The organism is Olivibacter jilunii (genome assembly GCF_900607235.1).
Classification (GTDB): Bacteria; Bacteroidota; Bacteroidia; order Sphingobacteriales; family Sphingobacteriaceae; genus Olivibacter; species Olivibacter oleidegradans.
Genome location: NZ_LR027858.1, coordinates 104,844 through 131,430, shown reverse-complemented (window position 1 = coordinate 131,430; position 26,587 = coordinate 104,844). Strand labels below are relative to the sequence as shown.

Here is a 26,587-nt window from a genome sequence, read left to right as displayed (position 1 = left end):
AAAATATGGATATCTTCTGTCTTATTTAGGCCAAAAGGTAGTCCCTGTTTTTTCTAATGCTTATAATTAAATTTAAGCAAGGTGGCTCTTCCCGAATCACCTGCTTCGTTGCTTATATAAAGATTGTTATCCTTGTCGAAAGCAATACCTTCCGGTTGATTGAATAGCTTTGGATTCAACAGATGCGCTTCTTTTACTTTCCAATCATGATCTGCAATCAATAAAAGCTTATTAATGGACGAAACAATATACCATTCATTTGTTTTTTCGTTTCGCGTCAATGCCGATGGTCTAAAAGCTTTACCTTTTAGTTTTACATATTTACTGATCTCTTCATTATCAATAGAAAAGCTTCCCTCTTTTATAATCTGACTCCCTGACTCAAGTTTAAGAATGTAACCGGTGGTCTGTGATGTTTTTTTGTCGACACTACATTGTTTACATAAAACATATAGACGATTGTTCGTGATAGAAGCAGCTAAGCTTTCATATTCGCCTTTAGGTAAAATTTTTTCGGAAACCATCGCATCGATCTCTGCTTCATATAGTTCTTGAAGCGGAAAGGAAAAAAAAGAACCGTCGCTCCGAAGGAGAACAATACGATCGTTACTGACAGCAATATCTTCATAATCTCCTTTACCGGCAAACTTAACATATTTAGTAGACTTGTCACCTGCTTTTAAATAATATACATGCCCCTGTTCATCTTGCTGCGCAAGCAGTCGGTTCGAATCCCCATTAACAAAGGTTATGCCTGATACTTCTTCTAGTTCAGGTGGAAACTCCATTTGCTGAGGCTCATTTAAGTTATAATGACTTGGTGAGGTAAATGAGGGATCTTTTTTTTGTGCACAAGCCGCACATGCAATTAGTGCTATGTATAACGTAAATAACGATTTCATTGATGTATTATTAATGGTTACATATTAATTATTGATACATAAGGTCACGAAATGATGCATGAATTAATTTATGTATCTCCTCCTGCGAGCGAGTGGTCCCTTCGGCCAACTCCACGTTTTGGGCGTTTTTATCTAACTGGACAGCCGCTATATCATCCTGTAGTTGCAGAGTCAGCATTTGCTTAATCTGCTGTTTTAGTTCTTCGTTATAAATCGGGAAACACACTTCGATACGACGGTAAATATTTCGATCCATCCAATCCGATGAGCCGAGAAATACGCGTTCATTTCCACCATTGTGGAAAACAAATATCCGTCCGTGTTCAAGATAGCGATCAACGATACGGACAATACGTATGTTTTCGCTTAATCCGGGTATTCCGGGCCGAATTCTACAAATACTTCGTACGATTAGATGAATTTTAACGCCTGCCTGACTAGCTTCGTACAACTTATGAATTAACTTTTCTTCTTCCAAGTTGTTTAGTTTAATAATAATCGCGGCTTCTTCACCGTTCAAAGCCCGATTGATTTCATTATTTATGTGATGTAAAAAGGTCGGAAGTAAGTTAAATTTGGCTACAAGTAAGTGTTGAAAAGGCAAAGCCGGATATTCCTTTCCAAAGCTTGTGCTGCTCAAATAAGTAAAGAGTAGATCTAATTCGCCGGTTATAAAAGATGAGGAAGTGAACAACGAATGATCCGTATAGGTCTTCGCGGTATTTTCGTTAAAATTACCGGTTGAGAGTAGCGCTATTGCGTTTAGAGGTGCATTAGCGCGAAGTTTGACTAACGAAATTTTGGCATGGACTTTTAGCTTCTGATCGCTATATATAATTCGGATTCCTGCATTTTCCATCCTTTTTGCCCATTTGATATTATTAGCTTCATCAAAACGAGCTTTCAATTCCACAAATACGGTTACCCTTTTGCCGTTTTTTGCTGCGCTTATCAAGGCATGTACAATTTGAGAATTGGTGGCTACCCGATAAAGTGTAATGAAAATTTCTTCTACTTCCGGGTTGAGAACTGCCTCGTTAAAAAAGCGCAAAATGGGGTCATAAGAGTGGTATGGTGTGTGAAGCAACAGGTCACGGTGTTTTATTTCCTCAAATAAGCTTGCATGTTGGTAGGTGATTTCCGCAACAGGCAATTTCGCGTATTGAAGCTGTTGGTCTCTTACCGGGAAAGCAAAAAAATCCTTTAAGTTATGGTAAACTCCCCCTTCAATATGATTGGCATGCTCGAGTTGCAAACACCTAATCAAATGATTTAGCGTTGGCTGTGGAACGCCTGGTGCATATAGGAATCGAGTGGCCATTCCATAATCTCTTAAAACCAACAATTTTTCGATTTCATTAGCTAGGTCACCATTAAATTCGTCCTGTAGGTCAAGCTCGGCATCACGTGTTACTTTGAAAGAAAAAACACACTGAGGGATTTGCGTAAAAATATATTTTAGATTGGCTCTTATAATGTCGTCAATTAATACAACGTAGTGCGTATTCTCAATCTGTGTGTGAAAAAATCTAGGTATCTCATCAGAGGGAATGCTTACAAGCGCCAGTCCTTTGTTCGCATCGCCGAAATCAGCTGCCAAATAAAGCTGGTTGTTCTTTGGAGAAAACGCTTTTTGTTCAGGGTGAATGATTTCGAGGAAAGCAGCAATGGTATCAAAAAAGAAGCGATCCGTTTTTTTCTTAATACAATCGGGGATGTCCTCATTATATACTAAGTGGATATTTTTATTTTTTAGATCGGGAATAATATGCTGCTTTAAAATACTTCCGAAATAAGCCTGTTGTGTCTCAATAATTTTTTTGGTTTTCTTTAGTATACCCTTCTTTATGAGCTTTTGCGAGGCGATGGCTCGTTTCTTTAATTCTTTCAATGCCATTAAGACGGGAATTCTTACACGATAAAATTCGTCTAGATTAGAAGAATAGATCGCTAAGAATTTTAAACGCTCCAGCAGAGGAACTTCATCTTTTGCCGCTTCCTCAAGCACTCGACCATTGAAAGAAAGCCAACTTATGTCTCGACTATTTAAAAGCTTCTCTCGTTTTTTGAGCATGGTAGTATTATTGAATGGTGACAATGACCGCAATAAATGATAGAACAGACGCAATTAAGCCATACATAAATATGTTGTACGCGATTCGCAGTAATCGATATTTCCTGCCCAGCACCACACCCTGTGAGTAAACGTCTTTAATTAAGGTCCCGTATAGAAAATCACGGTCTTCCATTACCGTACGCATACCTTCGTTGTATTCTTGCAACCCCATTCTGTAAAAATTACCGAAAAAGAGAAGGTTTACTTTCTTCTCTTTCATATCTTCGGCAGAAAAAATGCCGTTGGGTATATAAGGGCGAGTAGCTAAGATCGCAACTACCATGGTTGATAAACTAACGGCAAGCAAGACAAAAGTAGGTAAAACAAGATGCTCATTACTGTCGAGTTTTCTCAAAAGTAAGGCTATAATAACCGAAAGAATAATGGAGTTGACGGTTATAAGGATGTTACTTTTGTTATCTGCCATGTCACTTAAACGTTGATTATTGGTAGATGTGACCCTAAACATGGTCTCGATCCCTCTGTCGGGACGTTTATCTTTGTCTTTATCTTTATCTTTCTTTTGTTTTTTTTCTTCTTCCATGGACGTATGGTTGGCTTTTGATTTAAGTGACGCTAAATTTTCAAGTTTCTTATCTTTTAGAAAAAGATTCGCATATTCGGTATGGTAGTGGTGCCTTTCCATCAAGGCGATCGTTCCGTTACGCCAAGTTTCTTTGTCAATTGATTTGCCTTGGCAACCTTCTGCTTCTTTACGCATGAGTTTGTTCCTTTCATTGAAGCCATCGCTTCCCAAATGGAATAGGTCCGCGTCACAAACAATTTTTTCTAGCAAGTTTTGTGGATTTTGCGGCATGCGGGTAGCAACAATGCATTTTTTTATGGATTCAATAACAGATGCTTCTACCTGCCTTTCCTGCAAAAAATTTTCAGCAATTTCGGCGCTGCGTAATTCGTGATTTTGGGGAGGTCCTGTATAATATCCCACGTCGTGAAAATAAGCAGCTACCTGAACAATGAAATTGTCTTCCGCTGATAGCTGATAATATTCGCCGATTTTCCTACTGGCATCAACTACCTGATGTATATGTTCTATGTCGTGAAAACATAAATTGGTGTTATTTCTCGCTTTGATATAATCCTTTATCCAGCTGGCAGATTCTTGAATAATAGCCTGATAATCCATTTAATCTTCTTTGGCATTTCTAAACAAACTTAATTAAATTGATAGTATAATACAATGCATAAAACAGCCATTTTAATGTACTATTTGCGCCGGTAATTCAAACGATAGGATAAGACTGGTTAGCTAAGTCTCAGCGATTGCTCACATAGCCCCTTAAAGCACTACTAACGTCTGTTTTTTATCATGCTGTAAAGCCTGATTGCCGTTATAAGATTTTTAAGTTGCCAAGTTATAAAAGATTGTTTGCGGGCTCGCAAAAATAAAAGAGGATGACATACTGTTGTCACTGGCGCATTCTTTCTTTGTTCTATAAAACTAGGCGATTATGGTAAAAGAAAACTTGATCTTCGAACTCGAAACAGTAGGACTCACTAGTCTGATAAGAAATTATGTAGACTACGATTTGTGGACTAACATTACATTAGTTAACTGGTTAAAAACAAAGCCGAAGAAACTTCTTGAAAAAGAGGTTATTTCCAGTTTCCCAAGTGTTCTATTAACACTGAAACATATGTATAAAACACAGGGTTATTGGTTTGCTATCATTAATGAGAAATATGACTTCGATCCGGAAAAAGATCTTTTTACGATTGACGAAGTAATGAGCTGCTTGGTGGAGCAGTCGGCTCAAATCGCAGATTATGTAAGTGCCTTGACGGTTAAAGAATTACAAGAGCCGGTTTTAGTCGAAAGTCCGTGGTTTAACTGCGAATTTTCGGCTTTAGAGTACATCATGCAGTTTGTAAATCACAACACGTATCATCGGGGACAAGTGGTAAGCATTGGTCGGCAGCTCGGATTCACGGATGCTCCAATGACGGATTATAATTTTTACAACATAATGGCTAAGTGAAAATCTTCCTATTGATCGGGGCACAGGGGCTTCATTTGCTTGCCCTTCTTTGCCTTGACGAAATTTATCATGGCAACGCCGCACAAAATAATAGCAAGGCCTATAATTTGAATCAAAGTTACCTGTTCGTTGGCGAAGGTGCTGCCCAGAAAGACAGCCACCAATGGATTGACATAGGCATGGGTACTAACCTCTGTTGCCGGACGTACTTTCAATAACCAAATATAACTTGTGAAGGCCAGAATGGAACCAAAGATAATCAGGTATCCGATGGCTAGCCAAGAAGAGACAGGTGTGGCCTGCATATGAAATTGCTGTACATCGCCATGTGCAAAGGCGGCACCCCAAAATAATATGCCTGCTATTAGCATCTGCCAAGCGGCATTAGCAAAGGTAACACCGCTAGGTAATACGCTGTATTTCGAATATACCGAGCCTGATGCCCACGAAAGTGTTCCTAGTATGAGTAAGCACATACCGATTGCTTTATTGGATAAGCCGGTTTCAGTAAAGGAGGCAGCTAATTGTTCACTAAAGAGTAGAATGACGCCTACAAATCCTACTATGACACCCACAACGGTATTCCAGTTCCGGAAATTAACTTTCCACATTTTTTTATCGAGCAGCAAAATCCAGATGGCGGTAGAAGCTGCTACAATAGCAATTAGGCTGCTTGGTAAATATTGTTGAGCCTTCATGACTAAACCCATATCGATGAACAAAAGGAGTATACCCGTAACAGCTGCCGTCTTTAGCAGTTGTTTATTCCAAATGGGCTCTTTCATTTTGTTGCACCAGATCAACAACAACGTACCTGCGATCGTAAATCGTATGGCTCCGAAAAGAAAGGGAGTAAAGCCCTGAAGAGCAATGTGAATGAAAAAATAGGTGGAACCCCAGACAATGTAAATTAACAAATAAGCGATAATAATGGCCGCTGTAGATGTATTCTTAGCTTTCGTCATTTTCTGTGTCTCTTTTGATAACGATGTGCTGATTTTCTTTAACTGTTTCCAGCACGATGGTAGTTCTTGTTGATACAATATTTGGAATATTCCTCAGCGAAGTTTTCATGAATTGCATCAATTCCCCCGAGCTGGAGACTCTGATTTTTACCAAATAGCAATCTTCGCCCGTGATATGATGAACCTCTTGGATCGCTTCGATTTCGCTAAGCAGTTTGTCAGCTTCATCGCAGCCTAAACCATCTGCCACTTTAATAAAGATAAAGGCTAACAGGTTCTGATTAACGGCCTCGGGATTGACCCGTGCGGTATATTGTACTAATGCTCCCTTTTGTTCAAGTTTGCGAACACGTTCTAAGATACCAGATGGCGCCATGCCTAATTCCCGAGCTAAATCGGCATTTGTCATCCTTGAGTTTTTCTGTAAATAATCTAATATTTCCAGATCGATGCGATCTAGTTGTATATCATGCATAGTTACATTTGTTGAAAAAGCTGACAAAAATACAGAATATTATAGTTTTTATCGAATAATGTTCATTAATAAAATGTAAAATTTGAATAATATTCGATGATTCGCTTCTGTTGGAAACGATGTATGTCCGTGAGCTGGTTATAGGTCCGATGATTCTAATGAAAATCTGTACTTTTACATAAATAAATCCAACAAAAAGATGGCATTACCTTTAAGACTCATTCTAATATTCTCCTTACTACCGGTCCTTGTACATGCACAACAGCAGATAAAAAAGTATGTACTTGTCATACATGGTGGTGCGGGAACCATCGAGCCTAGCCGTATGACGCCTGAATTGGAACAAGCGTATAAGGCAAAATTGAAGGAAGCATTAACAGTCGGCTATGAAATTATTCAGAAAGATGGAAGCGCTTTAGATGCGGTCGAGAAAACCATACAAGTGTTGGAAGATTCTCCCTTATTCAATGCCGGAAAGGGCGCCGTCTTTACCCACGAAGGCAAAAATGAATTGGACGCAGCTATTATGGATGGAGAGAGCTTACGTGCAGGAGCAGTTGCAGGCGTAAAGATTGTTCGGAATCCAATAAGTGCCGCACGTGCAGTTATGGAAAAATCAGAACATGTGTTGTTGGCGAGAGATGGTGCAGAGGACTTCGCTCGACAAGTAGGCCTAACAATGGTAGATCCGTCGTATTTCTATACGAAGGAGCGATGGGATGGGCTTCAAAAGGCTCTTCAGCAAGAAGCTGTCCAAAAAAAGGCGAATGAGACCGCTGTAAAGCTGGGTGGTGGTCATCATGATGATAAGTTCGGGACAGTGGGTTGTGTTGCCCTTGATAATCAAGGCAACTTAGCGGCAGGAACCTCAACGGGTGGAATGACTAATAAAAAGTTTGGACGAATAGGTGATTCCCCCATTATAGGTGCAGGTACCTACGCTAATAACGCGTCGGTTGCCGTATCCTGCACAGGTTGGGGCGAATTTTATATTCGGAATGTAGTAGCTTATGATGTGGCAGCCCTGATGGATTATAGGGGTTTGACAGTAGAGGAAGCTGCGGAAACCGCGCTCGCAAAAGTAGCAAAAAGCGGGGGGAACGGCGGTCTGATCGCCCTGGATAAAGAGGGCAATCTTGCTATGCCCTTCAATACTTCAGGGATGTACCGTGGCGCTATTTCGGCGGAGGGAGAGCTGGAAGTAGCAATCTTTAAAGATGGAGGGCATGTACCTTTAAACTAATACGATTGTTTTAAAATGCATCGCTCTTTTTTTAGTACTTCAATAAAATCTTGATTCCTAAAATCAGCTTTGATACGCTCGCCTTCTTGCTTATAATAGCGGTTTAATTCCTTTCTGTGCATCGCCGTAATAAAGCGCTGTATCTCCGTTTCGTTTTCCAGAATCAAGCCCGGAACTTGGACCGGTTTGTGGGTTTCCTCATCTAAAGCAACCATTGAAAAATAGCTCGAGTTTGTATGCTTAACGGCATGCGTCTTCACATTTTCGGCCAACACTTTTATACCCACTACAAGTGAAGAGTTACCAACATAATTTACAGAAGCAAGTAATGAAATAATCTCACCCACTTCCACCGAAGCTCTAAAGTCAACTGTGTCGATCGACGCGGTGACGCAATAAGTTTCGGCGTGTTTTGCGGCACATACATATGCAACTTTATCCATTAACGATAAGATGACCCCGCCGTGTATTTTGCCCCCAAAGTTAGAATAGGAGGGAATCATGAGCTCGGTCATTACCGTTTGAGAATCGGCCACCGTTTTAAAGTTATTCATACATCAAGATATTTTAATTAGTTCAATGTTGGCGGCCAGTTCGATTTCTTCTGACACAACCATTCCTCCTGCTTCCATTAATGGGTTATAAGTTAGACCAAAGTGTTTCCTGTTGATAATTCCTGATACCTGAAAGCCTGCTTTTAATCGACCGTTCTCTTCTGCCGTCCCGCCAAATGAAACATGGAATTGTACTTCTTTAACCATGTCTTTTATGTCGAGCATGCCTCTTAACACAAATGTGCTTGCGTTGTCGTCATCCTTGCTTAGCTCCGTGGATCGAAAAGTAATGTACGGATGCTTATCAACGTCAAAAAACGCGGATGATTTAAGGTGTTCATCGCGGTAAGATTCATTCGTGTACACACTATCGACGTCGATAGACAAATGGATCGATGCTTGAACGAAATCATTAGGTTCCAGGGTGTCTACGGTTCCTTCAAATTTGGTGAATAAGCCAGTTACGGTAGATATAAGCATGTGTTTTGCCCGAAAGTGGATTTCTGAATGCTTTGGGTCAATTTCCCATTTAGTCATATATCAATTGAAAAGAAATTAGAATACTCGGATTGTTTCTCCTGTCAACGCACCCATTACGCTTTTATAGTAAGCATTTGCTACTCGTTCCATTTTTACGGGGATGTGGCCCGGAAAAACTTCAAAAAAAGAAGGCGAATCTTCCACAACGCCGGGACTCACAGCATTTATGCGCACATCATTTTTTAGCTCGATTGCTGCTCCTTTTACAAAAGCATTGATAGCACCATTCACTGTACTAAGTGCAGATCCTCCTGGAACGGGGTCTTCAGATAGAATACCTGATGTCAGTGTAAACGAGCCGGCCGGGTTAATGTAGTGTTGTCCAATGAGTACCAAACTGATTTGGCCTAAGAGCTTATTGTCCAAACCAAGTCGGAAATCGGCGTTGCTTAAGTCTTTCAATGACTTAAAAGCAGCTTTGCCGGTCGTGCTAATGAGCGCATCAAAGGGGCCAATAGTTTCAAAAAAAATCTTTATTGATTGCTCGGAACAAATATCTATTTGGTAATCTCCTTTCGTAGTCCCCACTTTAATGAGTTCATGTTTGCCTTCAAAAAGTGTTGCCACATGTCTGCCAATCGTCCCTGTCGCACCGATAATAATAATTTTCATCTGTATGTAATTATTTGTTACTATAGATTCCTAAAAGCACTAATGAGTTTGCAAGCGATTTATTCATCGCCTTAACCCCTCTCTATATTTTCCAATAAAAAGCGCTCCTGAACATTTCTTGATATTATTCATTCTTTATTGCAAATCTTAATTTGCTTATGAATAGCTTTGTTGAAGATAGACAATATTTGCGGGAAGTATATTCATAAGAATGTTATAAAATGACCTTTACAGATAAAATAATTGATTCAGAAGAGGCTTCTTATACAATTGAAGGTTTTGCGGATGAGCAATTGTCAGAAATCTTGATGTACAAACACTCGTCTGATCAACTCGTTCCGAATGCATCAGTTCATGTTAAACAACTATCCATCGACAGAGGCGTCTTTGATTATTCGCACCCTAACTTACATACTGCACAGATAAGGGTATGGACAGATCGGATTGAAAAGCGTCTCCATTTTCACTGCACTTGCTTAGAAACACCGCTTCGAATGTGCCAACATAGCAATCGGGTTCTTTATGAAATAATAAAAAACACAGATATCCGATTTTTTTTTGACGGAATTTCACGACATGTGAGAGTACGGCAAGTTGCGCGAGATTATGGTCTGGAAGACGAAGCAGACATCACTTCGCATTTCCATATGCATTATGTGGAGAATAAATTAATACTTACGCCAAAAATACAAGGCTTATTGAAAATAACGGATGAAAATGTACGGTATCTTAAAGGTAAGCTTTTACCGGATGTTAAACCGGCGTTCCGTGAACAAAATTTGGAGGGGAAAGTGATTCTTATTTATCCCCACAGACATTATGGCCACCTTACAATTCAGCTTGGGGAATTAGCGTTTGCCGTTAACGGGAAGGTTAAGGCCTTGGTTAATACCATTGATGCAACAACGTTATTGTGGCATGAAAAGCGGCCGGAATATATTCGCTTTTTGGCAGCGCTCAGTCGATTTCCCCAACCAACCAAGGAACCGTATAACGAAGATGATATTCGGGCCTTACACGAAATAGTGAAAAATCCCTTTGATATGCCCGTTTACTATCAAGGGAATTCAAAACAATTTCAGGCAAAGAATTTTAGTAGAGTGAACCTGCAAGTAATAGGGGCTGACCAATTTACGCTTGGAATTCGGAAAAAAGATAGCCTCTACCAAATAAGCCCGCTATTGCAGATAGCAGATCAGTGGTACAGCATGCAAGAGCTCGTCTTTGCCTTTGATTGTTTTCTGCACATAGGGAAAACTTTTTATGCATTTAAGAACCATAATGTGTGGAGAGTATGCCGATTTTTTAAGAATCTAGGGACTGATCTGATCGTGCATGCATCGAAATATCATCTCTTGCAAAGTGAATTGTTGGATAAGGTAAGCGATACCTTAAAGGTGAACTACGCATTTCTTACAGAGGGGTACGATCAGTCATCTATGGAAACGCCGGTACAGGCTACCGAGCGAATCATTTATTTGTCAGAGTCTGAAAATTACATCGTGATAGAACCTGTTATGCGCTACGGGACAGTCGAAATTCCCATTCGTTCGAAACGACCCGTTTATGGGAAAGACGATTATGGAAATTCATTTTTGATTCGTCGTAACGATGAGCAGGAGTTGCAGTTCTTATCTTTTATCCTCAAACAACACCCTTATTTTCCGGAACAGTTAGATGACGATTTACTGTATTTTTATTTACATCAAGATCGGTTTTTCGACGGAAATTGGTTTTTAGAGGCTTTTGAGCAATGGCAAATCGAAAAAATAGCGGTCATGGGTTATGATAAGCTATCGATAAGCAAGCGAAGTCCGTATAAGGCTGCAATAAATATAGAAGTTACCAGCGGTATTAATTGGTTTAATACAAGGGTGAAGATTTCTTACGGCTCAAAGGTAGCTCGACTGCGCGACCTTGAAAAAGCGGTTAGAAATAAATCAAACTACGTACTCTTAGACGATGGAACCTATGGTATATTGCCTGCCGAGTGGCTTCACAAGTTTGAACAGTTCTTTAGCTTGGGAAGACGGGAGGGAGATTTACTTAAAACGGCCAAGATAAATTTTCAGGCTTTGCAAAGTGCCTACGAAACCGACATGTTCGACTCCGGTGTAAAGCAAGAGTTGCTTCTTTTTAAACAGTGGAGCAATCAGGAAGAGGATCCGTCGCTAAAGATTCCAGAGGGATTTATCGGCAAGTTAAGGCCTTATCAATTGGATGGTGTAAAATGGCTTCATAGTTTAAGTCGGCTAGGCTTCGGCGGTTGTTTGGCGGATGATATGGGGTTAGGAAAATCCATTCAGATTATCGCTTTTTTGCTACTAAAGAAAGAGGAAGGAAAATCAGGTACGAATTTGATTGTTGTTCCGGCAACTTTATTGACTAATTGGTTGCAGGAATTCGAAAAATTTGCACCTTCATTGCGGATTTTTCTTTGGCATGGAGGACAACGGGATCAAAACCATACAATAGATTCTTGGGATGTCGTGTTAACTACTTACGGCACCATGGTAAGTGACCTGGATCGTTTTCAGGAAATAGAATTCGATCACCTATTTCTAGATGAGTCCCAACATATAAAAAATCCGCTATCTCAGCGATACCGAGCGGCCAATCGATTGAAGGCAAAGATTAAGATAGCGGTAACGGGAACACCTTTGGAAAACAATACTTTTGATTTATTTGGGCAGTTGTCGTTCGCTTGTCCAGGCCTACTAGGTAACAAAAGATATTTCCGTGATGTTTATTCTACGCCTATTGATAAATTCGGTGAAAATAGGCGTCTGGAAGAGCTTTTACATAAAATTAAACCTTTTGTTTTACGAAGGACAAAAGCAGAAGTAATGGATGATTTGCCCGAGAAAACAGAAATGGTTATGTACTGTGAAATGGGCGAAGAACAAAGAAGGATATACGACGTATATGAAAAGGAATTTCGATCTTATATATCGGCACAAACGGAGGAAGAGCTAAGTAATAAAAGTGCAGTCGTATTAAAGGGCTTGATGCGACTACGCCAGATTTGCAATTCGCCGCTTTTGTTGAAAGATAAGTATAGCAATGTACCGAACGCCGCCAAAATTGAGTGGCTGATAGAAGAGATCGGGCAGAGGAGTGTTCAGCATAAGATTTTATTGTTTTCCCAATACGTGCATATGTTGGATTTGGTAGAAGATCAGTTGCATAAACAAGGATTGCAAACCCTTAAGATGACCGGAAGTACAAAGGTAAAGGACAGAGAGGGGCTGATTGAGCAATTTAAACTGGATGGGCGTGTAAAGGTATTTTTGATGAGTTTAAAAGTCGGCGGAGTCGGATTGAATCTTACAGAGGCGGATTATGTGTATTTAATTGATCCTTGGTGGAACCCGGCGGTAGAAGACCAAGCGATCAATCGTATTTACAGAATGGGACAGAAAAAAAATGTAATAGCAGTGCGATTGATCTGTAAGGAAACAATAGAGGAAAAAGTGTTGCAATTACAGCAAAGTAAGAGTGAACTGTTCACTAAACTGGTCGATTCGATAACCCTGACTAAAACATCTTTCTCTAAAGAAGCGTTGTTGCAATTATTATCCCGTTAAAAAGTCCTAAATCTTATACAAGACTAGGACTTTTCCAGGTATAAATACCTCCTAAAAAGGAGGTAAGGAAAGGTTGATATGTATGTTTGTGCTGCGTGGATAAGCGCGCGCATATTCGTCATAATAATATTCAGGATGTCTTTCTAAGGGTATATTTGCCATTAGCTGTATGCGGGCTCTTCCAAGATCGACATTCGCTAAGAAGGCCGGAACATTTGGTGTGAAAATCCAACGATTGCTTGACCAATATACATAGCCTCCACGATAGGGGTCGTAGAACGTACAATAATCCCTGAAATAAACATGATGTCTCGCTCGATAACGATGCGCACGGGCCCACCTGGGATATCCATAGTGATCATAACGGCGGTGCTTTTCGTAATATCTTGCCTGTTTCTTATAGTGTTTATGGCGTTTTTTTTAATAATCTCTGTCGTATCGGTAGTGGTGCCGATGCCGATCATCGTCGTCATCATCATCCCAACGCTCATGCCCATGTCCTCGGCCATGCCCTCTCCCATGTTGCGCTAATGCCTCTGAGTAGCTAAAAATCGATAAGAGGACCACACATAAAGTAATAAATCTTGCTGTTTTCATGTTGTTCATTTTACATCCTATTGGAATAGATGTTGGAAAAAAGGTTTAATTTTTTTTACAAAGTATTTTTTAAGAATCTTCTATAAAACCTGTCGCTTTATTTTTTGAAAGTCGTTTTTGATGATTGAATTTTATAATATATTTGATGATCAGCATCAATTCTTGCCGCTCCTTATTAGGGTTAGTTCTACAATATGACTTGCTAAAATAGTTAGTAATAGAATCGCGATCGTTTCTTTCGCCAAACACTACGGTTTTTTTGTTTAAGACGGAGCTTTCAGGCTCAAGAAAGCATTGCGAAATTCATAATCATAAATTGATTCGTTTTTTAATTTGCTCATAATGAGTTATGTATAGCTATTTGTGCAGGCTCTACTTTAGTGTGAAAGGAAACAAGGATTCTGATATCTCTTTTTAGCTCATTTTCGATTCGTTAATTATTATGAAATTCGCAAAAAGATGACTGATTTATTTTTAATATACTTATTGTCAAACGTTTAGTATGTCTATTTGAACTCGTGATCTAGCGTTATTTTGATGTAAATCGGATTTTGATGAGTTGTTTTTTTTTGATACTATAAGCATTATAACGGCGCGAAAATGACACTTTGTCAGCGGTGTTTAGGGCGTTCTGAGGCAATGAAACCTAATTCACTGCAGGATATTATTAGCTGTTTTTGATAGGGTGTAATATTTTACCAATGTTTGAATATGATAATATGTGTAGTTGCTTATATCGTGGGGTAAAATAAATCGAGATGCAGAATCAAGGTAGTTAAATGAGAAATATAAAGAGAACGAAGAACAACCGGAATTCTTTTAAAATAAAAAACCCCACTTGAGGAGTGGGGCCGAAACCTAAGTTTCAAATCAACCTAAACCTGTCCTCTTTTTAGCATATATCGTGCCAATATTGAAGAAAGATGAGGCTTTACAGCCTATTTTTAATTCAAAAACGGCTTTGCATGTGTTTGTTTTAAGATATGTGAGTAGCCCTTAATTGGTTACGGGTAAGTCGTGCTGATTAACGCATGTAAATAAAACTATAAGTAACTAATAAGTTACCTTTTTATGGGTGATTTGTATACTTGTTGTTGTAACATTTGTCAATCGCGAACGACTAATGTTCAAAAAATAGATCAGATGAGTATAAGCAAACAGTTATTTGTATGTATTTTGATGCAGTTGAGTGCTTGCGTTGTGTTTGCGCAACAAGTGGGTGGACCGGGAAAGATAAAGGGGCAAGTAATAGATTCCTTAACGAACAAACCTATTGATTTTGCGACGATAACCCTTTTAAAAAGTACATCATCACAGTCCGTCACCGGGGCCCTTGCAAACGAAGGAGGGTCATTCAGTCTAGACAAAATACCCCTAGGGAAATATAAGTTGATTATCAGTGCGATGGGATACAGTCCAAAAACAATCAGTCCGATAGAAATTACAGAGCAGCTTACTTCCTTAAACGTGGCCAATGTGTTATTAAAACCTTCCGCAACCGAATTGCAAGCGGTTGAGATTACGGGGCAGGTGCCTGTGGTCGAAAATAAAGTGGATAGACTTGTCTATAATGCAGAACAAGATGTTACAGTAGCTGGTGGAAATGCCGCCGATGTGTTGCGGAAAGTTCCTTTGTTATCAGTAGATATGGATGGTAACGTGTCCTTACGGGGAGATCAAAACGTTCGTATCTTTATTAATGGAAAACCGTCCGGGGCCATGACGAACAATGTAGCGGACGCGCTACGTATGATTCCGGCTGATCAGATTAAGAACGTTGAAGTTATTACGAGTCCTTCAGCGAAATACGACGCCGAGGGCACTTCGGGAATCATCAATATAATTACTAAAAAGAAAGACGTTGTGGGTGTGAACGGTTCCATTTCGGGAGGTATTGGCACGCGCCAAAACAATTTCAACGGAAACGTAAATGTGCGAAAAGGCAAGCTGGGCGTTACCGCTAATTTGGGCGCTATGTGGGGTTGGCCCGTTACAACGGATGTAACCTTTGATCAACGATCTTTGACAGATCAGCCATTGATTTCGCAAAACAGCGCCAGTACCACGAAAAGAGGTGGAGGAAGAGGTAGCTTAAGTGTTGATTACGACATAGATGATAAGAATATTATTACATCCTCTTTCAATTACAATCAGTTTCGAATGGAAACAGATGGAGATATGACGTCCATTTACGGTGGGATTAACCAAATTTTAAGTAATTCGAGAAACCAGATTAAATTTCATGGCTTTGATTGGAGTGCCGATTACACCCATAAATTTGAGAAAAAGGGGCAGGAATTGACATTTGCCGGCCAATATTCTAAAAACAACAATAATACTGATTACAATACCTTATATAGACAGCAGGGTTTTAGGCCCAATGAAATGGGCTATAATAATGGTGTAAATGATGAACTCACCTTTCAGGTAGACTATACCCATCCTTTTAAGAAGGTCGTACTGGAAGTAGGTGCAAAAGCGATCCTTCGAGATATCTCTTCCGACGTCACGGTCGACACCATGCTGCAGAATGGTTCATATATCAATCATGCACAACGATCTTATGATTTCGGTTACAAACAAAATGTGGGTGCCGGTTATTTTACGGTGAGTGTTCCCTTTGCTAAAGATTATGAATTGAAAGCGGGTGCGCGTTATGAATATACACTGCTTGACGGTGATGCAGTAGCAAACTTTCCGGCCTTTGAAAACAATTATCACAACCTGCTTCCCAGCGTGGTGTTATCGAAAAAGCTGGGGCAGATGTCTAATGTTAAACTAAGCTACAACCAGCGTATCCAAAGGCCAAGCTTGTTCTACTTGAATCCCTTCCGTAATGAAGCAGATCCGGTGAATCAACGGCAGGGAAATCCTGAATTGGATCCCGAGCTATCGCACAACGTTGAATTGGGTTATTCAACCATGATCAAAAGTACGATTCTGAATGCATCGCTTTATTATAGGCGTACAAATGACGTTATAGAGTCAATATACACCAATATTGGAACGGAGGAGCAACCAATCGTACTGCAGAGTTTTGAAAATATCGGACGGAATAATTCATTTGGTACCAACCTGTTTGCTTCTGTCAATCCGATTAAGATTTTGACGTTAAGAGGTAACCTGAATTTGTATACTTATGATATTAACCTTCAAAATATCGATGACAACTTAACTTCGCAAGCAGGTAATGTTTACTGGATGTACCAGGCTTTCCTAAGTGGTACGGTGAATTTAAAAGGAGGGCTTATTGCGGAAACGTTCCTTATATTGAATGCGCCGAGACGTACTTTTCAAGGTTACAACCCTGCATTTAATATGTGGAGTATTGGTATGAAAAAAGAAATATTCAAAAAACAGGCAAGTATCGGGTTGAATATTATCGATCCATTTAATGAGAAAAAGAATTTCAGATCAAAAATTCAAACCGCTAGCTATAAGCAAGAATCGAATTTCGCCGTACCATTCCGTTCCTTCGGTATAACATTCAGCTGGAAATTTGGTAAAATGAATTACAATGCTAAACCGCGAAAAGAACGAGGTATACAGAACGACGATCAAAAAGCGGGTGAAAGTGGACAAGGGCAACAAATACAATAAAGCATAATATCATACCGACTTAAGGAGCTGGGCTATTTATTTAGCCCGGCTTTTTTGTTCAAAATAAACTGATTGCCTCTTCTGTTGAAGTGAGGTCGTGAATAAAGGCATTTGTTAAGCTGGTAGGTCAGAGATAGAATGATTATGGCGCAATTTTTTTTGTATGAGAAAGTAAAAATAGGTTAATTCGTGTAACAATATAGGCTTAAACAGATCAAATGCAAAAATACCAAACCAAATGCTTCCAACGCATTACAACAATCAACACATATGAATAAAGAAAAGCTAGTAATAGGCAGTATGCTGATTGGTCTACTTGGCTCGAGCAGTTTACTGAATGCCCAAGAAAAAATCCAATTCAAAGAATTTAAGCTCGACAACGGATTAGATGTTATTATGCACCAGGATAAAACCACCCCTATTGCAGCCGTTTCTGTGCTTTATCACGTGGGTTCAAAAAATGAAAAACCCGATCGTACGGGATTTGCACATTTCTTTGAGCATTTGCTATTTGAAGGAAGCGAAAATATTGGCAGAGGCGAATTTATGAAAAAGATACAGGGCATAGGAGGGACGCTAAATGCCTATACCTCAAATGACCAAACCTATTACCATGAAGTCGTTCCGTCTAATTATTTGGAAACTGCCTTGTATATGGAAAGTGAACGAATGTTACACGCAAAGATCGACTCAGTTGGAGTGGAAACGCAGAGAGAAGTTGTTAAAGAAGAAAAACGCCAACGAATGGATAATCAGCCTTATGGTTCCATACTGATTGAAGTCTTAAAACGAGCCTATCACAAACATCCGTATCAATGGGCACCCATCGGCTCCATGGATCACTTGAACGCTGCTTCCTTGCAGGAGTTTATGGACTTTTATAAAACCTACTATGTACCTAACAACGCCGTTTTGTCCATCGCCGGAGATATCGATTACGAACAAACGGAAAAGTGGGTTCGTAAATATTTTGCAGAAATACCCAAGGGAGAAAAAGAAATTGTGCGGCCATCAATCGTAGAGCCCAAGCGAAATCAGGAAATCCGTGATGTCGTCTACGATAATATCCAATTGCCGGCAGTGGTGGAAGCATACAACCTTCCGCGTAAGGATAGCCCTGATAGTTACGCACTCAACATGTTGTCTACCTATTTAGCGGGTGGAAAAAGTTCGCTGCTTACAAAAGAAGTAGTGGATAAGCAGCAGAAAGCGGTACAAATAATGGCTATGCCTTTAGATTTGGAAGATGGCGGCCTATTCCTATTTTTAGGGATTGCTAATATGGGTGTCAGCGCTGATTCATTAGAAGTTGCGATTGATGCACAGATTGAAAAACTCAGAACTACCGGAATAACCGATAAAGATTTTGCGAAATTAAGGGCGCAAACAGAAAACGCTGTGGTAAGCCGTCACGCTTCCGTTGCCGGTATCGCCGAAAGCCTGGCCGAAGCGAAGGTGTATTATGGTGATGCAGAAGAAATCAATAAAGAGCTGGCCAATTATAATAAAGTCACCAAGGAGGATATACAACGCGTAGCCAGAGAATACCTGAACAAAGACGGTAGAGTCGTGTTACATTACCTACCTAAAAAAGGAGAAAGCAAATAGATGGGTTGTTTCTAATAAAAATTAAGACTCGATAGCCACGAGCTTCCAAAAAAATAGTTATGAATCGTCCATGTTTAAAATTTCATTTTCATCTCACAGGAATATCAAATTTAAAGCATGGTAAGCTCCATCTGACCGATGGAATAAAAACCGGTTCGCGGTTCATGAGTGCGAAATAGTAAAATAGAATTGACGAATAATTATTTACAGATGAAAAGAATTTATATATATACACTGCTATGTTTTCTATCAACCGGCCTTTCTCAAGCGCAAGTTGATCGTACGAAATATCCTGAGCCTGGTCCCGCTCCTCAAATTAATATTGGCGATGCTGAAACTTTTACACTGCCTAACGGATTAAAAGTATTTGTTGTTGAAAACCATAAACTGCCCCGTGTTACCTATTCGCTAGTGTTGGATCGTTCACCTTTGCTTGAAGGCGAGAAGGCTGGTTTAACCAGCTTGGTAGGAGATATGCTGATGGGAGGTACAAAAAATCGGACGAAAGACCAGATCGACGAGGAGATCGATATGATTGGCGGAAAAATTTCTTTCGGATCTACCTCCGCTAATGCAAGCTCATTAACCAAGTACCAAGATAAACTGTTAACGTTATTTGCAGACATTCTATTGAACCCGTCATTTCCGCAGCCGGAACTTGATAAGCTGAAGAAACAGGCAATTTCCGGCATTGCCAGCTCAAAAGATAGCCCGGATGAAATTTCGGAAAAGGTCTCCAACGTTGTATTATATGGTAAAGACCACCCCTACGGAGAGTTTGCAACCGAAAAGACAGTTTCCAATGTGCAGCTATCTGATATCAGAGAGTACTACAATGCATACTTTAAGCCGAATATTGGATACTTGGCAATTGTTGGTGATATTACAATAAAAGAAGCAGAGCGTTTAACTAAGCAATATTTTGGCGCCTGGCAAAAAGGAGAGGTCAAGAAGCGGGAATGGCCCGTACCTGCTGCGCCGCAAAAAAATGAAGTGATTTTAGTCAACCGCCCTTCGAGTGTACAATCCGTTGTTGACGTAACTTATCCGCTTGCGCTCAAACCTAACGACGCTGATGCAATTCCTGCTCAATTGTTGAACAATATCTTAGGCGGAGGTTCTGCGGGGCGTTTGTTTCTAAACCTTAGAGAACGTAAAGGCTATACGTATGGTGCCTACTCTTCTTTATCGCCTGACAAAATCGTCGGAAATTTCAGCGCCGGGGCGAGTGTTCGGACGGAAGTGACAGACAGCGCTGTATACCAGTTTTTGGAAGAACTGAAACGGATCGATAAAAAGACCATTACTGAACAAGAATTAACCGATTCCAAAGCTATATTAAGTGGTAGTTTTGGCCGTTCGTTGGAACAGCCCGCTACCATTGCCCGCTTTGCCATCAATACGGAGCTGCAAAATCTTCCTAAAGATTATTATAAGAATTATCTTAAAAACCTAAATGCCGTTACCGTTGAACAGCTCAATACCTTAGCCCCTAAATACATAAAGCCTGAACACGCATATATTGTCATTGTTGGAAATACGGATGCTTTTAAAGATCGAATAAAGCAATTTGGTGAAGTAAAATATTATACAAATGCGGGTGAACCGGAGGTGAAAGCCGCTATTCAAGACGCTAGCTTAACGGCAGAGAAAGTGATTGATAAGTATCTTGAAGCGATTGGAGGGAAAGATAGACTTATGAAAGTTAAAACATTGAAAAGCGTGCAAGAAGCAGAGATACAAGGTATGAAAATAACGGCGGAGTTATTGGTTGACCAAACGAAACCCATTGCGATACAGTCAATGAAAATGGGTCCTCAGGTCATGTCGAAGTTTATTATTCGGCAAGATAAGGCTACGATGATTAATCAGGGGCAACAACAGGCTGTGCCTGATGATATGTTCAAATCCTTAAAGAACGCGTTGGAGATTTTTCCGGAACTAAATTATATGAAAAATGGAACGAAGCTTGCTTTGGATGGTATGGTAAAGGTAAATGACGAAGAGACCTATAAAGTGTTAGTTACAACGGCCGATGGATCAAAGTCTGTAAACTATTATAGCGTTGTTAGTGGTTTGAAGTTAAAGTCAGAGAGTGCCAGCGAAGGGGAGGCGGAAATAAATGAATACAAAGACTACAGCGGTATTAAATTGCCGGCCGTTAGTACGATTAAAAGCCCCAACATACCGGTACCACTAAAAATGGTAGCAATTGAACAAGTTATAAACCCGGCACTTACACCGGCTGATTTTCAATAGTAATATACAAGGAGGTAATACATTATAGTATAGCCTCCTTGTTATTGTCGATAACCTTTCCTGCTAGTTAAGAATGACTATTCTCGGTAATAAATTCGTAGTTGATATAATCCGTCTTTCTAAATCCGAATTTTTCAAATAAGGTCTGAGAGTTTACATTATCGACCTTAGTTGCTAGGTATACTTTGCTTTTATTGGTTTTCTTGCTAAAGAAAACAGCTTCGCTGAGCAGCGACTGAGCAACGCCCTGATGCCTATATTCATCAGCAATATAAATATCGTTTAACAACCATATCTCCTTAATTCCTGCTGGTGTAAAGAATGGAAACAGCAGTGTAAATCCCGTAATGCTGTCGTCTATAATGGCGATGAAAATAATGCAATCTTTCTTCGTTAAACGATCTCTTAAAAACTCCTTCCCACCCGCTAGATTGTAGTCTTGGCCCGCAGTTGTTCGGTATTCGGCAAAAACAGCGGCAAGTGGTTCCAAATCTTGCAAATTGGCTTGTCTGATTTTCATTTTGTTCTTTTTAGTAATGAAGCCCCGCTTGTAGCAACCGTATTGTTCAAAAGGGCGTCACAATATAAATGAATTATTCACCATCGTTCTTTTTTCTAATGGAGCCATTAAAAATTTGTATGGTAATGCAATCTCATAATTTCTACTACAAACCTACTATAAAAATTTGCCATTTCCGTCATATAATCGACAATTAATGGAATTTTAATGTGTTTTTGGCATAACAGGGCATGACAGTTCCCTGCTATAGATGCTTTATCTTGCACCACATGATAACCAACAAGAACCTTAGTATATATGCAGGCATTATTAGGTGTATTTTTTCATTTTATCGGTGGTTTTGCTTCAAGCAGTTTTTATATACCTTATAAAAAGGTACATGGCTGGGCTTGGGAAAGTTTTTGGATTGTCGGAGGCTTGTTTTCCTGGCTAATAGTACCACCTTTGGCCGCCTGGCTTACTATTCCAAATTTTGGTCATATTATTAGTCAGACAAGTACAGCAACTTTAGGTTACACGTATCTTTTTGGTCTTCTGTGGGGAATTGGGGGGCTAACCTATGGTTTAGGCGTACGGTACCTGGGCGTTTCTTTGGGTAGTAGCATTATGTTAGGGCTCAGTATGGTTATTGGATCCATGTTGCCATCCATTTACTATGAATTCGTTCCTCAAGAAGGGAAAGACACGATCAGTATGTTCTTTGCAAACGCTTGGGGTTTATATACATTGGGCGGCCTGCTGATTTGTATTATCGGTATTTACCTATGCGGTTTAGCAGGAGTAAGAAAGGAACGGGATCTAGGAGGGCATAGTGATGCCAGTGGAAATAAGGAATTCAATTTAAGCTTGGGTTTGATTGTTGCAATTATCTCAGGAGTATTAAGCGCTTGCTTTAATTTCGGTTTAGAAGCTGGAAAACCCATGGCGATCGTAGCCAACGATCTATGGAAGGCAGCCCATCCAGGCGAAGGGGAATTCCTGTTTCAAAATAACGTTACCTATGTTGTCGTGCTTTGGGGAGGGCTTACCACCAACTTTATCTGGTGTCTTATCTTGAATGTGCGCAACAAAAGTTTCGGGAATTATGTAGACGCAAAAACACCGCTGTTAAGAAATTATGTACTATGTGCATTGGCCGGTACCACCTGGTATCTTCAATTTTTCTTCTATGGGATGGGAGAAAGTAAACTGGGTAACGGCGCCAGCTCATGGATTTTGCATATGGCCTTTATTATCTTATTGGCAAATGTTTGGGGCGTAGTATTAAAAGAGTGGAAAGGTGTAAGTAAGAAAACCTACGCAACAATTTTGGCAGGAATACTTGTTATCATCCTGTCGGTATTGATTGTGGGGTTCGCTAAAGAGATGGGTTAATAAATGGGGTTTAAAATTGGCAAATTAATATTGGTAATAAAGTGACAATGGCCGCTAGGCCTTAAAATGCAGTAAAAACATAAGAACATGGCTGAAATAGAAAAAAGAAAATCATTTAAGCACGTTAGCTATTTATGGGATGATCAAGAAGCCGCCAAACTAGCGGGAGATGAGGTAGGCTTGTTAATTTATCGCTCTAATCTTTTAGGCGCCGATTTGCGCCTTACAAATTACGGTGGAGGGAACACCTCATGTAAAGCCATGGCAAACGATCCGTTAACAGGAGAGGAAGTGGAGGTGATGTGGGTAAAAGGCTCAGGAGGTGATTTGGGAACACTTAAAAGAAGTGGATTGGCGGCGCTTTATGTGGAGCGGTTACGCAATTTGAAAAAGGTTTACAGAGGGATTGACCATGAGGATGAAATGGTGGAACTCTTCAACCATAGTATTTACGATTTAGCGTCTAAAGCGCCCTCTATCGATACACCATTACATGGCTTTCTACCATTCAAACATATCGACCATTTACACCCCGATGCAGCCATTGCCATTGCGGCAGCAAAAGACGGTAAACGCATTACTCAGGAGTTATTTAAAGGTACGATTGGCTGGGTTGAATGGCAGCGGCCCGGTTTTGATCTTGGCTTGAAATTAAAACAATGCCTGGATGAGAACCCTGGAATCAGGGGGATTATGTTAGGTTCGCACGGTCTATTTACTTGGGGAGATACTGCGTACGAAAGCTATATCAATACGTTGGAGGTTATTGAAAGCTGCGCCGAATATCTAGAGCAGCATTATGGTAAAAAAGGGCCTATCTTTGGAGGCCAAAAAATAAGCAGTCTTCCTGCAGAACTTCGTAAAAAACAAGCCGCTGCTATTGCGCCCATACTAAGGGGGTTCTGTTCTTCTGAAAGACCTATGGTGGGCCATTTTACCGACGACGATCGTGTACTTGAATTTATAAACTCCAATGATTTAGACCGACTAGCACCCCTGGGTACAAGTTGTCCTGATCACTTTCTTCGCACCAAGATAAGTCCATTGGTTTTAGAACTGCCGGCTGACGCAGACTTAACGGATGTGGAGCAATTAAAAGTGAAGCTTAAACCTGCATTTGAAGCTTATCGCGCGATGTATGCCGATTATTATGAGACTTGTAAGCATCCCAATAGCCCGGCCATACGTGATAAGAACCCTGTTATTATACTGTTCCCCGGAGTCGGTTTATTCTCTTTTTCAAAAGATAAACAAACAGCCAGAGTGGCAGCGGAATTTTATATCAATGCCATTAATGTCATGAAGGGTGCAGAGGCCATATCGGAGTATACCTCGTTACCTCGACAAGAGGCTTTTAATATCGAGTACTGGCTCTTAGAGGAAGCGAAGTTGCAGCGCATGCCAAAACCGAAAGCTCTCTCTGGTAAAATTGCCCTTATAACGGGAAGTGCAGGCGGTATCGGAAAGGCGATTGCCGTTAAATTTGTGGAAGAGGGAGCGGTGGTCGTTATCAATGATAATGATGGAGAGCGGCTAAAAAAAGCTGACGACGATTTTAAAGGTCGTTATGGAAAAGATGCTTATATCACGGCGAAGCTAGACGTAACCAACGATGCCGACATCGCAGCGGCTTACGATGCAGCAAATTTAGCCTTTGGAGGGGTAGATATTGTGGTTAACTGTGCCGGACTATCTATATCTAAACCGCTACAAGATCATACAGACAAAGATTGGGACTTACTTTATGACGTGCTTGTAAAAGGACAGTTTAAAGTAACGCAGCAAGGTGTAGCGATTTTAAGAAAACAGGAAATCGGAGGAGACGTTATTAACATCGTTAGTAAAAATGCATTGGTGTCCGGACCGAATAATGCGGGATATGGTTCTGCAAAAGCTGCACAACTACATTTGAGTAGACTAAACGCTGCTGAACTTGGTGGCGATAAAATTAGAGTGAATGTGGTAAATCCGGATGCCGTAATTTCAGATAGTAAAATATGGGAAGGTGCGTGGGCAGAGGGGCGTGCTAAAGCATATGGAATAAAAGTGGAAGAACTTCCTGCGTATTATGCAAAACGGACCTTGCTTAATGAGATTATCCTGCCAGAGGATATTGCCAACGCTTGTTTTGTGTTTGTAGGAGGATTACTTAATAAATCAACGGGCAATGTTTTAAATGTGGATGGCGGTGTGGCTATGGCATTTGTGCGATAAATTTGGAATATTAGCTAATTAGCCAATCGGTTAATTAGCTAATGGAAAAACTTGAATGGATTTAGTAAATTCACCTGCTAGTAGTGGCTAACTGATTAGGATTATGAATATAGAAAAGTATAAAATCGAGGAATATAACCAACAAGCAAAAGCGAAACACGTTCGCAAATTGGAAAGTTTGGTTGAAGATATAAATAACTACCATGAGGTTTTAGAGAAACTGATTGATTTTCAGATTGCCATTCCAAGTTGGGCGCTTGGATCAGGGGGAACACGCTTTGGGCGTTTTCCCGGTGGTGGTGAACCCAGAAGTTTAGAGGAGAAAATCGAGGATGTCGGATTACTACATGCCTTGAATCAATCGAGCGGTGCCATTTCTTTGCATATCCCTTGGGATGTGCCAAAAGATTATCAGTCTATAAAGGCCTTAGCGGCACAGTATGGGCTTGGCTTCGACGCGATGAACTCAAATACCTTTCAAGATCAGCCTGATCAAACCTTTAGCTATAAGTTTGGATCTATGCAGCATGTAGACGCTGCCGTTCGTAAGCAGGCAGTCCAGCACAATATCGAGGTCATACAGCATGGGATCGAACTTGGGTCAAAGTCGCTCACAGTTTGGTTGTCTGATGGATCCTGCTTTCCTGGTCAACTGAATTTTAGAAAGGCTTTTCAACGAACCCTGGAGAGCCTTCAGGAAGTGTATGCGGCGTTACCGGCAGATTGGAAAATTTTTGTTGAATATAAAGCTTTTGAACCCAATTTTTATTCAACAACGGTGGGTGATTGGGGCCAGTCGTTATTATATGCCAGTAAATTAGGGCCTAAAGCATATACCTTAGTTGATCTTGGACATCATCTGCCGAATGCCAACATTGAACAGATTGTTTCTTTGTTACTCATGGAGGGTAAACTTGGGGGCTTCCATTTCAACGATTCTAAATATGGTGATGACGATTTAACGGCCGGCAGTATCAAACCCTATCAATTGTTTTTAATATTTAATGAGCTGATTGAAGGTATGGATGCTCGAAAAATGAATCATGCAACTGACTTAGGCTGGATGATCGATGCCTCGCATAATGTAAAGGATCCACTGGAAGATTTACTACAATCTGTTGAGGCAATCATGTTGGCTTATGCACAGGCGCTTTTGGTGGACAGAAAAGCTTTATCCGCTGCACAAGAAGATAATGATGTTGCCAAAGCCCAGGAGATACTACAAGCGGCTTTTCGCACCGATGTTAGACCATTGGTAGCAGAAGCGAGGTTACGTGCAGGAGGTGCTTTAAATCCCATAGAATTGTATCGATCATTAAATGTTCGTGGAGAGCTGATCAGAGAAAGGGGCTCTAAGACAGTGGCCACTGGGTTATAAGTTATAGGTTCTAAGTAATAAGTTTTAAGTGATAGGTTTCGAG

The 26,587-nt window shown here is 40.3% G+C and carries 19 protein-coding genes; 9 read left to right on the top strand and 10 right to left on the bottom strand.

The genetic code is table 11. The features are described 5' to 3' along the window. Positions 1 to 53 precede the first annotated feature (53 nt). From E0E36_RS24910 to E0E36_RS24900, 3 genes are read right to left on the bottom strand one after another with little or no spacing between them, the layout of a single operon-like run. Positions 54 to 902, bottom strand: coding sequence for an SdiA-regulated domain-containing protein (locus E0E36_RS24910; RefSeq protein ID WP_130858217.1), 849 nt, complete (start codon positions 900 to 902; stop codon positions 54 to 56). A gap of 28 nt (positions 903 to 930) precedes the next feature. After that, positions 931 to 2,976, bottom strand: coding sequence for a polyphosphate kinase 1 (gene ppk1, locus E0E36_RS24905; RefSeq protein WP_130858216.1), 2,046 nt, complete (start codon positions 2,974 to 2,976; stop codon positions 931 to 933). A 7-nt stretch (positions 2,977 to 2,983) separates the two neighbouring features. Beyond that, positions 2,984 to 4,165: a Pycsar system effector family protein gene (locus E0E36_RS24900; RefSeq protein ID WP_130858215.1), complete on the bottom strand. Its 1,182-nt coding sequence runs from the start codon at positions 4,163 to 4,165 to the stop codon at positions 2,984 to 2,986. 325 nt (positions 4,166 to 4,490) lie between these two features. Here E0E36_RS24900 and E0E36_RS24895 point away from each other — a divergent pair, with 325 nt between their 5' ends. Further along, positions 4,491 to 5,018 carry a DinB family protein gene (locus tag E0E36_RS24895; protein WP_130858214.1) on the top strand — a complete coding sequence of 176 codons (528 nt, stop codon included), beginning with the start codon at positions 4,491 to 4,493 and terminating at the stop codon, positions 5,016 to 5,018. A gap of 8 nt (positions 5,019 to 5,026) precedes the next feature. On the opposite strand, the gene E0E36_RS24890 is transcribed toward E0E36_RS24895, so the two are convergent. Together E0E36_RS24890 and E0E36_RS24885 are read right to left on the bottom strand one after the other, a co-directional pair. Next, entirely contained in the window at positions 5,027 to 5,983 is a 957-nt protein-coding gene (locus E0E36_RS24890) for an EamA family transporter (RefSeq protein ID WP_130858213.1), read from the bottom strand. After that, the gene (locus E0E36_RS24885; RefSeq protein ID WP_013663839.1) at positions 5,970 to 6,458 is read right to left on the bottom strand and encodes an Lrp/AsnC family transcriptional regulator; all 489 of its coding nucleotides are present in this window, start codon (positions 6,456 to 6,458) and stop codon (positions 5,970 to 5,972) included. The genes E0E36_RS24890 and E0E36_RS24885 overlap by 14 nt, the downstream gene beginning before the upstream one ends. A gap of 199 nt (positions 6,459 to 6,657) precedes the next feature. Between E0E36_RS24885 and E0E36_RS24880 the strand changes: the two genes are divergently transcribed. After that, positions 6,658 to 7,701 carry an isoaspartyl peptidase/L-asparaginase family protein gene (locus E0E36_RS24880; protein ID WP_130858212.1) on the top strand — a complete coding sequence of 348 codons (1,044 nt, stop codon included), beginning with the start codon at positions 6,658 to 6,660 and terminating at the stop codon, positions 7,699 to 7,701. On the opposite strand, the gene E0E36_RS24875 is transcribed toward E0E36_RS24880, so the two are convergent. The 3 genes from E0E36_RS24875 to E0E36_RS24865 are packed head-to-tail and all read right to left on the bottom strand — an operon-like array spanning position 7,698 to position 9,407. Further along, positions 7,698 to 8,255, bottom strand: coding sequence for an acyl-CoA thioesterase (locus E0E36_RS24875; protein ID WP_013663837.1), 558 nt, complete (start codon positions 8,253 to 8,255; stop codon positions 7,698 to 7,700). The two genes, E0E36_RS24880 and E0E36_RS24875, sit on opposite strands and share 4 nt — an antisense overlap. A gap of 3 nt (positions 8,256 to 8,258) precedes the next feature. Continuing rightward, on the bottom strand, positions 8,259 to 8,792 hold the full coding sequence (locus E0E36_RS24870) for a YceI family protein (RefSeq protein WP_013663836.1): 534 nt from the start codon (positions 8,790 to 8,792) through the stop codon (positions 8,259 to 8,261). Positions 8,793 to 8,810: 18 nt separating this feature from the next. Then, positions 8,811 to 9,407 carry a short chain dehydrogenase gene (locus E0E36_RS24865; RefSeq protein WP_013663835.1) on the bottom strand — a complete coding sequence of 199 codons (597 nt, stop codon included), beginning with the start codon at positions 9,405 to 9,407 and terminating at the stop codon, positions 8,811 to 8,813. Positions 9,408 to 9,628: 221 nt separating this feature from the next. On the opposite strand from E0E36_RS24865, the gene E0E36_RS24860 reads away from it, so the two are divergent. After that, the gene (locus tag E0E36_RS24860) at positions 9,629 to 12,994 is read left to right on the top strand and encodes a DEAD/DEAH box helicase (protein ID WP_130858211.1); all 3,366 of its coding nucleotides are present in this window, start codon (positions 9,629 to 9,631) and stop codon (positions 12,992 to 12,994) included. A gap of 420 nt (positions 12,995 to 13,414) precedes the next feature. On the opposite strand, the gene E0E36_RS27860 is transcribed toward E0E36_RS24860, so the two are convergent. Further along, positions 13,415 to 13,591: a hypothetical protein gene (locus E0E36_RS27860; protein ID WP_165447072.1), complete on the bottom strand. Its 177-nt coding sequence runs from the start codon at positions 13,589 to 13,591 to the stop codon at positions 13,415 to 13,417. Between the two features lie 1,143 nt (positions 13,592 to 14,734). On the opposite strand from E0E36_RS27860, the gene E0E36_RS24855 reads away from it, so the two are divergent. The 3 genes from E0E36_RS24855 to E0E36_RS24845 all read left to right on the top strand — a co-directional run bounded on the left by E0E36_RS24855 (position 14,735) and on the right by E0E36_RS24845 (position 21,058). Next, positions 14,735 to 17,191 carry a TonB-dependent receptor domain-containing protein gene (locus E0E36_RS24855; RefSeq protein ID WP_242627393.1) on the top strand — a complete coding sequence of 819 codons (2,457 nt, stop codon included), beginning with the start codon at positions 14,735 to 14,737 and terminating at the stop codon, positions 17,189 to 17,191. Between the two features lie 270 nt (positions 17,192 to 17,461). Further along, positions 17,462 to 18,799 carry a M16 family metallopeptidase gene (locus E0E36_RS24850; protein WP_130858209.1) on the top strand — a complete coding sequence of 446 codons (1,338 nt, stop codon included), beginning with the start codon at positions 17,462 to 17,464 and terminating at the stop codon, positions 18,797 to 18,799. Positions 18,800 to 19,009: 210 nt separating this feature from the next. Then, a complete protein-coding gene (locus E0E36_RS24845; protein ID WP_130858208.1) occupies positions 19,010 to 21,058 on the top strand; it encodes a M16 family metallopeptidase in 2,049 nt (682 codons plus the stop codon). Positions 21,059 to 21,125: 67 nt separating this feature from the next. On the opposite strand, the gene E0E36_RS24840 is transcribed toward E0E36_RS24845, so the two are convergent. Continuing rightward, positions 21,126 to 21,578, bottom strand: coding sequence for a GNAT family N-acetyltransferase (locus tag E0E36_RS24840; RefSeq protein ID WP_013663829.1), 453 nt, complete (start codon positions 21,576 to 21,578; stop codon positions 21,126 to 21,128). Positions 21,579 to 21,875: 297 nt separating this feature from the next. On the opposite strand from E0E36_RS24840, the gene rhaT reads away from it, so the two are divergent. The 3 genes from rhaT to E0E36_RS24825 all read left to right on the top strand — a co-directional run bounded on the left by rhaT (position 21,876) and on the right by E0E36_RS24825 (position 26,544). Next, positions 21,876 to 22,952: an L-rhamnose/proton symporter RhaT gene (gene rhaT, locus E0E36_RS24835; RefSeq protein ID WP_013663828.1), complete on the top strand. Its 1,077-nt coding sequence runs from the start codon at positions 21,876 to 21,878 to the stop codon at positions 22,950 to 22,952. A gap of 87 nt (positions 22,953 to 23,039) precedes the next feature. Beyond that, complete coding sequence (locus E0E36_RS24830) at positions 23,040 to 25,166, top strand: bifunctional aldolase/short-chain dehydrogenase (protein ID WP_130858207.1); 2,127 nt, start codon at positions 23,040 to 23,042, stop codon at positions 25,164 to 25,166. A 103-nt stretch (positions 25,167 to 25,269) separates the two neighbouring features. After that, the gene (locus E0E36_RS24825; protein ID WP_130858206.1) at positions 25,270 to 26,544 is read left to right on the top strand and encodes a sugar isomerase; all 1,275 of its coding nucleotides are present in this window, start codon (positions 25,270 to 25,272) and stop codon (positions 26,542 to 26,544) included. The last annotated feature ends 43 nt before the right edge of the window (positions 26,545 to 26,587 follow it).